The sequence below is a fragment of the Streptomyces sp. SAS_272 genome (genome assembly GCF_052543235.1).
Window position 1 is genome coordinate 52,960 of record NZ_JBMNDR010000057.1, and the last position, 6,548, is coordinate 59,507.

Consider the following 6,548-nt stretch of genomic DNA (forward strand, 5'->3'; position numbering starts at 1 on the left):
TGTGGCTCGGCGGGAGTGTGAGTTTCGTCAGCACCAAGCTCGATCCTGAGAACATCCACGCCACACTGCTGATGGACACACGCGCCCCTCAGGTGCGTGCTCGGGGGGTCGTCGCGTTCCGCCGCCTGCAAGAGATCAGCCACTTCGCGGCGCACGGCGTGCTGGCGCGCGGCGGCCGGGGCAACACGCTTTCCGCCGAACGTCGGCGCCCACCTCCGGCTCGGCCTCGCCCCGGTGCGGCGAGCAGGGCCTGGGGCCGGCGTAATCTGCCGGCCCCGGCCGTCACGATCCATTGGACATGGGGAGTTCAGCACATGGGACAGTCGCAGGGTTGGTTCACGAGCTTGCCTCGGAGGGCCGGGCGGCCACATGTCACAGCTGCGGTCGTAACCATCGTGCTGGGAGCATCCGGTCTCTTGGCGTGCGACAACGCAAGTGGCGGCGCGGAAGGCACGGCACCGCCGCAAGGGATCGTGCTGGATCTCGACGGTCAGGTGGCTGTGCTCCCCGAAGTCGGCTCCAAGCCCAAGGTCGTCGGGCCACGTCCCGCGGGAACTGAGAAGCTTGACGCGTACCAGCTCGACAGCCCTCGTCAACTCGCGAGCGGCAGGATCGCCGCCGTTCGGCGAGGAAACCTGGTAGCCATCTCGCCGGACACCCCCACGCGGGCGACGCTCGTTGCGCCGGCGAGCGACTGGTTCATGAGCTCTGACGGGCAACATGTCTGGGCCGTCACGGAGGAGCCCGCCGCCACAGCGTGCGCGGGAACGGGGTCCGCTCAAGGTGTTACGGCCAAGTACACGGCGGCAGAACACGAGACCAATGGGCGCCCGTCACATCACATACTCAAACTGCCCTGTGGCTACGAGCCCGTCGCTGACACCCCCAAGGGCCTCCTCGCCCAACAGACGACGGGCTCAACCGCACAATCGGGCAACGGCAGCCGTTCCACCACACGCATCGTCATCATGAACGCGGCCGCTACTTCTGCGGCTCGTACGCTGACCGAGGACGGCACCGTCATCGATGCAGCGAGACAGCGCGTGGTGTGGCATGACGACAACTGTTCCCGGGGAAGTTGCTTCAACGTATACGACACCGGCAGGGGAAAGTCATCTGCACTGCCGGCATGCCTGGAGGACCAGCCGGTCGGAATTGGCGAGCTCGATTCCAGTGGACGTTGGTACACCACGATCGAGCAGACCGCCGAAGGAAAGCGCCTTGCTGTCCTCGACCTGGAAAAGGGCGGCTGCAAGGATCTCGGCGCCTTCCCCAGTCTGGAACTCGGCGATGCCAACCTCGATACGGCACTCCCCGTGGCCTGGACCGGTGCAAATCTGCTCGCGCTGGATACCCGATCCGGTGAGCTGACGTCCTACAACGCTGCAAGCGGCAAATCGGAGGAGCGGGTCCGACTGTCCGTTGGCGACGGAGCGCAGGTCTGGGGTGCCCTTCCCGTATGAACGGGCCTCTCGAGGCCGAGCGCGCGGCCGGGGGGGTTCCATACGGGTGTGCTGTTGTGGCGAGTGAACTGGAAGTGGGAGAGAGCGGACGCGAGGGCCGGGGGCTCGTGGTCTCCCGGCCCTCGCGCGTATCGGGGGCGTTACTTCAGGACGCCCGCGCCCGTCGTCGTCGCCAGGGAGGTCGGCAGGTTCTTCGCCGACGTCTCCAGGCCGGCCGTCAGGGTCGGGGTCCAGTTGACCGTCGTCTTGAGGTCCTTCGAGGACGCGGCGTTGTAGGCGGCGACGACGTCGGTCACCGTGCCGTTGACGAGGTTGCCGGAGCCCTTGACCGCGCCGGTGCCGTCGCCGCTGAGGAGCTTGGCGACCTTGCCGCCGGTCGGCAGCTTCCAGTAGTTGTTCTCGGCGACGACCTGCGCCTTGGCGCGGGAGTTGATGCTGTACTGCGTCGTGTAGCCGTTGAGGGGCGTCACGTCGTACAGGTTGTTGTAGATGTGGACCTGGCCGACGCGGGCCAGCGGGGCGCGCTGGACGATGCCCTTCCACACGTTGTGGTGGATCGAGACGCGCAGCTTGCCGGCCGGCTCGCTGTCGCTGCTGCCGATCAGCATGGTCTTGTCGTGGTTGGTGAACTGGTTGCGCGAGACGGTCACCAGGTCGGAGCTCTTGGTGATGTCGAGGGAGCCGTCGTGGATCTGGAACTCGCGGCCGTAGTACTTCGGGTTGACGCCGTCCAGGTGGGGCGCGTCGGTGAACGTGTTGTGGTCGGCCCAGACGTGGGTGGCCCCGCGCAGGGTGACCGAGTCGTAGTTGGAGTTCCAGTTGCCGGTGGAGCCGTCGGTCGGGTCCCACTGCGGGAAGCAGTCCTCGGTGGCGGCGAAGTTCAGATTGCGGACGATGACGTTGTCCACGTTCTGGATCTGGAGCATGCCGCCGGATATCCCCGCTGCCGTGCCCGGCACGCCGACCACGCTCGTGTTCGCGGGCACCTTGAAGACGATGTTCTTCGCCTGCTTGGTCTGGGCGGCGGCGCGGGCCTTCTCCTGCGTGCCGGAGGGCAGCTTCGACCTGCCGTAGGTCGAGGGGTCGTACGCCTTCAGGTACGCCGCGAGCGAGTACCCCGTGCCGGACGCGTAGCTCGCGCAGGTCAGCTTCTTGCCCGAGTCGTCGGTGTTGGCGTCGATCGTGCCCTTGACCTTGATGATCCGGGGGGCGGTGTCGGACGCCGAGCCGAGCGCCTTCACCAGCTGGGCGCGGGTGGAGACCGTGAAGGTGTGCGCGGCGTCGGCCTTGGCGCCACCGGTGGTGCCCGCGCCGGAGGAGGCCCAGCCGTCCTTGGCCGCGAGCGTCTGGTGGTACAGGTCGACGGGCGAGGCGTTCGCGCTCATCACGACGACACCGGCGCCGACGCCGGCGGCCACGGCGGCGGCGGTGATCACGAGGACGCGGCGCGAGCGGAGGGACCGGCGGTGGGAGGGAGCTGGCACGGGGGATCCTTAACGGGAGGAGCAGGCTTACGACCGGTCAGTGGTCGCCGTGCGGTGAAGAGTTGCCGCTGATCGAGAAAATTTTTCGGCAGGCCCGCACGCCGCACGATCAAACGCCTTCACGACTCCCTCACCACCCCCTTAAGGTGCGCATCGGGGGCGAACGGCCCTGACGGGGGAGGGATCACCGCAGATCGGCGGACCGGACCGGCCCCCGGACAGGGGGCGCGCGATACGGCGGCACGCCCACACACCCGCACGCCCACACACCCGCACGCCCACACACCGACGCGCTCACACACGGGCACGCTCACAACGCAGTCACACATCACCTGGGGGACCCACATGGCACTCTTCGGCAACGCGCACCCCATCGACCCCGCGCAGGCCCAGCAGGACTACGCGCGGCTGCTGGGTCAGGGGGAGCAGGTACAGGCCGCGTTCCTGCTGATCCGCGACACCATCCTGTTCACGGACCGCCGTCTGATCCTCGTCGACAAGCAGGGCATCACCGGCAAGAAGACGGAGTACCACTCCATCCCGTACCGCAGCATCACCCACTTCGCCGTGGAGACCGCCGGCACCTTCGACCTCGACGCCGAGCTGAAGATCTGGGTCTCCGGCTCGTCCATGCCGATCGAGAAGACCTTCACCAAGGGCGTCGACATCTACGAAGTCCAGGCGATCCTCACGCAGTTCGTGGCGAAATAGCGCTCGCGCCCCGGCCGCCTGGTACGACTACGCGGTGGACCTTCTCCGACCCCACCTCCGCCTCCTCGCCGAGGTCTTCGCCACGGCCGCCCCCGGCGCCCCCTGGGCGCTGGCGGGCGGTTACGCGCTGCAGGCGCACGGCGTGATCCAACGCCCGCACGCCAACGTGGACTTGGCGACGGAGAGCGCGGTGCCGATGCCCCGGCTCGCCGAGTCGCTGAGCGCGGCGCTCACCGCCGCCGGCCGTCACGGGGTGACGCTCCAGGACAGGGACCCGCTGTCCGCGCACCTGTCCGTGCCGGACGTCGACGCGGACACGGTCCTCCGGTTGGCCCTGCACAAGGAGACGTTCTGGAGCCCGCCCGTCGCGACCCCGTACGGGCCGGCGCTCGCGCTGGGGGACGCGGTGGGCACGAAGATCCGGGCGCTCTACGACCGGGGGCTGGCCGTCGACCTGATCGACGCGAGGGCGGCGTCCGCCCGCTTCACCCGTCCGGAGCTGGAGGAACTGGCCCGCCGTCACGCCCGGGACGACTTCGACCTGCCCGCCCTGCGGACCCGTCTGGAGGGCACCGACCACTTCCCGGACTCGGCGTTCGAGGCGTACGGCCTGGCCGAGGACCAGCTCACGGACCTGCGGGCGTGGGCCCAGGCATGGTCGACGGACATCGCGGAACGGCTGCTGGAGGAGGGGGCGTCACCGGACGAGTGAGCGGGACGCCCCCTGGAGCGCGACCGACGGTCAGCCGGACGCGGCCCACGAGAACTACGAGAACTTCGAGAACTACGAGAACTACGAGAACTACGAAGCCGACGAAGCCGACGCGCTCGGCTGGACGCCGGCGTCCGTGCTGTCGTGGGTGGCGTCCGGCTCGACGCCCATGGTGATCGAGCCGACCACGCCCCTCGCGATGTTCTTCCTGTCGTACTTGAGCTTGAGCAGACCGCCCTGGGTGCCGCTCTGGTCGTAGATGGTGTCCTCGGTGAGGGTGGTGCGTTCGGTGGTGCTGGTGGAGTACGGGGCCACGGCGGCAGCGGCGAGGACGGACGCCTCCTCGAAGAAGAACTGCCCGGTGTGGCAGGCGTGCCCGCCCTCGTAGCCGGCGTCGGTCCACGTCCCGTCCACATGCACCTTGGTGTGGATGTGGACGGTACGGCCCCGGTACCAGCCCGGGAACACCGTCTTGAAGGTGACCCGGCCCTGCCGGTCGGTCTTCCACGTGCCGCGCAGATAACGCTTGTCGTCGGTCGGCTCCTCGTGGCCGCCGCCACCCCCGCCGCCGGAGGGCGGCTCACCGGTCGGAGCGCCCGTGGGCGCGTCGGACGGCGTGCCGGTCGGGGCGTCGGTCGGGGCTCCGGTGGGCGCGCCGCCACCGCCGGTGGAGAGGCTCTCGTAGCCCGAGTAGATGCCGAGGGCGTCGCAGTGCCAGATGTCGACGGCGGCGTCGGCGACGGGTTTGCAGGTCTCGGAGTCGATCACTTTCAGGGCGAGGGTGAGCGGGATGCCCTCCTTGTCCTCGGTGATGTCCCGGCGGATCTTGTCGGCGTCGATGTAGTAGGGGCCCTCGGTTGTCTCGGAGGTGAGCAGGTAGCAGGCCTCGGCGGAACCTGCGGAGGCGGAGGCCGTGGCCTTTGCGGCGCCCTTCGCGGGCTTCTTCTCACCGGCGAAGGCGCCCGCGGCGAGTGCCCCTCCGGCGCCGACGGCTACGGCCGCGCCGGCACCGGCCACGACGACCTTGCGGCGCGTCAGATCACGCTTGTGCCGCGGCCCCTGCCGTCCGGCCGCGGCGCTCGGACCGCCGCTGACATGCTCGTTGCTCGCGTTGTTCTCGTGGTTTCCCGTCATGGCCGCGAAGGTAGGGACCGGGGCTGTCAGGGGCGTGGGAACCACCTGTGGAACGGCAAGGTCAGGCAAAGGGACAACGGCACAAGGGTCTGTTTCCGGCCTGCTCACGGCAGAGAGGCCGACGGGTCCCGCCCTACGCGGCCGCCTCCGCGGCAGCCCATGGGACCGCATGCGTGGCCGTCCATGGGCCCGCATGCATGCCAGCCCATGCGACCGCATGCGTGGCCGTCCATGCGACCGCATACATCCCAGCCCATGCGGCCGCATGCGCGGCTGTTCATGCGGCCGCCTGTCTGGTCGCTCATATGGCCCCCTGTGTGCGCCCCGGCCCGGCCCCTACCGGGCCGCGAGCGCCGAGGCCCGGCGAGGGGCCGATGCGGCCGGGCCCGTTCCCAGACCCGCGCGCGCCGTCGCGAGGTGCTCAAGACCTGCCTTCGCCAGCCGGGTCGCCTCCTCGTACTCCGCCGCGGTGCGGGCCGTGGCGAGGCGGGTCCGGGCCGCCCGGTGGCACTCCGCCGCATGCGTCAGCGAGCGCTCCGCCGCCACGTCCGCCCCGGCCCAGGCCCGCACGTCCGGCGGGACGAGGCCTCCGGTCAGCCGGACGAGCCAGTGGTTGGCCTCGGCCTCCGCGTCCAGGCCGGACGGGGGACGCCGCCGGTCGCGGCGCTGGGCCACCACGCACACCGCCGCGCCGACGATCAGCAGCACCGACAGCGTGATCGCGAACCCCGTGGAATCCATCCCCGGCTCCTTCCCGTCCCGGCCGTCGCCGGCCCCTGGCCTGCCCTCTTCTCCTCCATGATCCGGCGGCCCGCTGTGCCCGCCCCGGGAGATTCCTGTGGGGCCACGGTGAGGCTTCCAGGAGGGGCGGGGGTCGAGCGTCCGAGAGGCGAGTACCCCGGACGGGACACGTCCAGTCGGTGACCGGCCCGCCGGACTCGCCCGACAGGCGGCCTTCCTCCTGTGCAGCACGGGCGGGGAGCGGTCAGGCGCCGGGGAACACGGGAGTGGGGGGGGGGGGGGGGGGGGGGGGGGGGGGGGGGG

The 6,548-nt window shown here is 70.1% G+C and carries 6 protein-coding genes; 3 read left to right on the plus strand and 3 right to left on the minus strand.

The features are described from left to right. Positions 1 to 17: 17 nt before the first annotated feature. Positions 18 to 1,463, plus strand: coding sequence for a hypothetical protein (locus ACN6LD_RS28100; protein WP_445044657.1), 1,446 nt, complete (start codon positions 18 to 20; stop codon positions 1,461 to 1,463). A gap of 140 nt (positions 1,464 to 1,603) precedes the next feature. Here the strand turns inward: ACN6LD_RS28100 and ACN6LD_RS28105 are convergent, their stop codons facing one another. Beyond that, positions 1,604 to 2,947 (minus strand): pectate lyase family protein, encoded by a 1,344-nt coding sequence (locus ACN6LD_RS28105; RefSeq protein ID WP_445044658.1) that lies wholly within the window; start codon positions 2,945 to 2,947, stop codon positions 1,604 to 1,606. A gap of 345 nt (positions 2,948 to 3,292) precedes the next feature. Here ACN6LD_RS28105 and ACN6LD_RS28110 point away from each other — a divergent pair, with 345 nt between their 5' ends. Both ACN6LD_RS28110 and ACN6LD_RS28115 read left to right on the plus strand, forming a co-directional pair. Beyond that, positions 3,293 to 3,658, plus strand: a complete 366-nt coding sequence (locus ACN6LD_RS28110) for a PH domain-containing protein (RefSeq protein WP_057578027.1) — start codon at positions 3,293 to 3,295, stop codon at positions 3,656 to 3,658. A gap of 34 nt (positions 3,659 to 3,692) precedes the next feature. After that, on the plus strand, positions 3,693 to 4,370 hold the full coding sequence (locus ACN6LD_RS28115; protein WP_319186726.1) for a hypothetical protein: 678 nt from the start codon (positions 3,693 to 3,695) through the stop codon (positions 4,368 to 4,370). Between the two features lie 90 nt (positions 4,371 to 4,460). On the opposite strand, the gene ACN6LD_RS28120 is transcribed toward ACN6LD_RS28115, so the two are convergent. Continuing rightward, complete coding sequence (locus ACN6LD_RS28120) at positions 4,461 to 5,504, minus strand: intradiol ring-cleavage dioxygenase (protein ID WP_445044659.1); 1,044 nt, start codon at positions 5,502 to 5,504, stop codon at positions 4,461 to 4,463. Between the two features lie 336 nt (positions 5,505 to 5,840). Beyond that, positions 5,841 to 6,245 carry a hypothetical protein gene (locus ACN6LD_RS28125; RefSeq protein ID WP_445044660.1) on the minus strand — a complete coding sequence of 135 codons (405 nt, stop codon included), beginning with the start codon at positions 6,243 to 6,245 and terminating at the stop codon, positions 5,841 to 5,843. Positions 6,246 to 6,548 lie beyond the last annotated feature (303 nt).

Bases quoted from the DNA above. Each gene is read 5' to 3' on its own strand.
- ACN6LD_RS28110 (WP_057578027.1), top strand. From the start codon at position 3,293: ATGGCACTCTTCGGCAACGCGCACCCCATCGACCCCGCGCAGGCCCAG.
- ACN6LD_RS28120 (WP_445044659.1), bottom strand. From the start codon at position 5,504: ATGACGGGAAACCACGAGAACAACGCGAGCAACGAGCATGTCAGCGGC.
- ACN6LD_RS28125 (WP_445044660.1), bottom strand. From the start codon at position 6,245: ATGGATTCCACGGGGTTCGCGATCACGCTGTCGGTGCTGCTGATCGTC.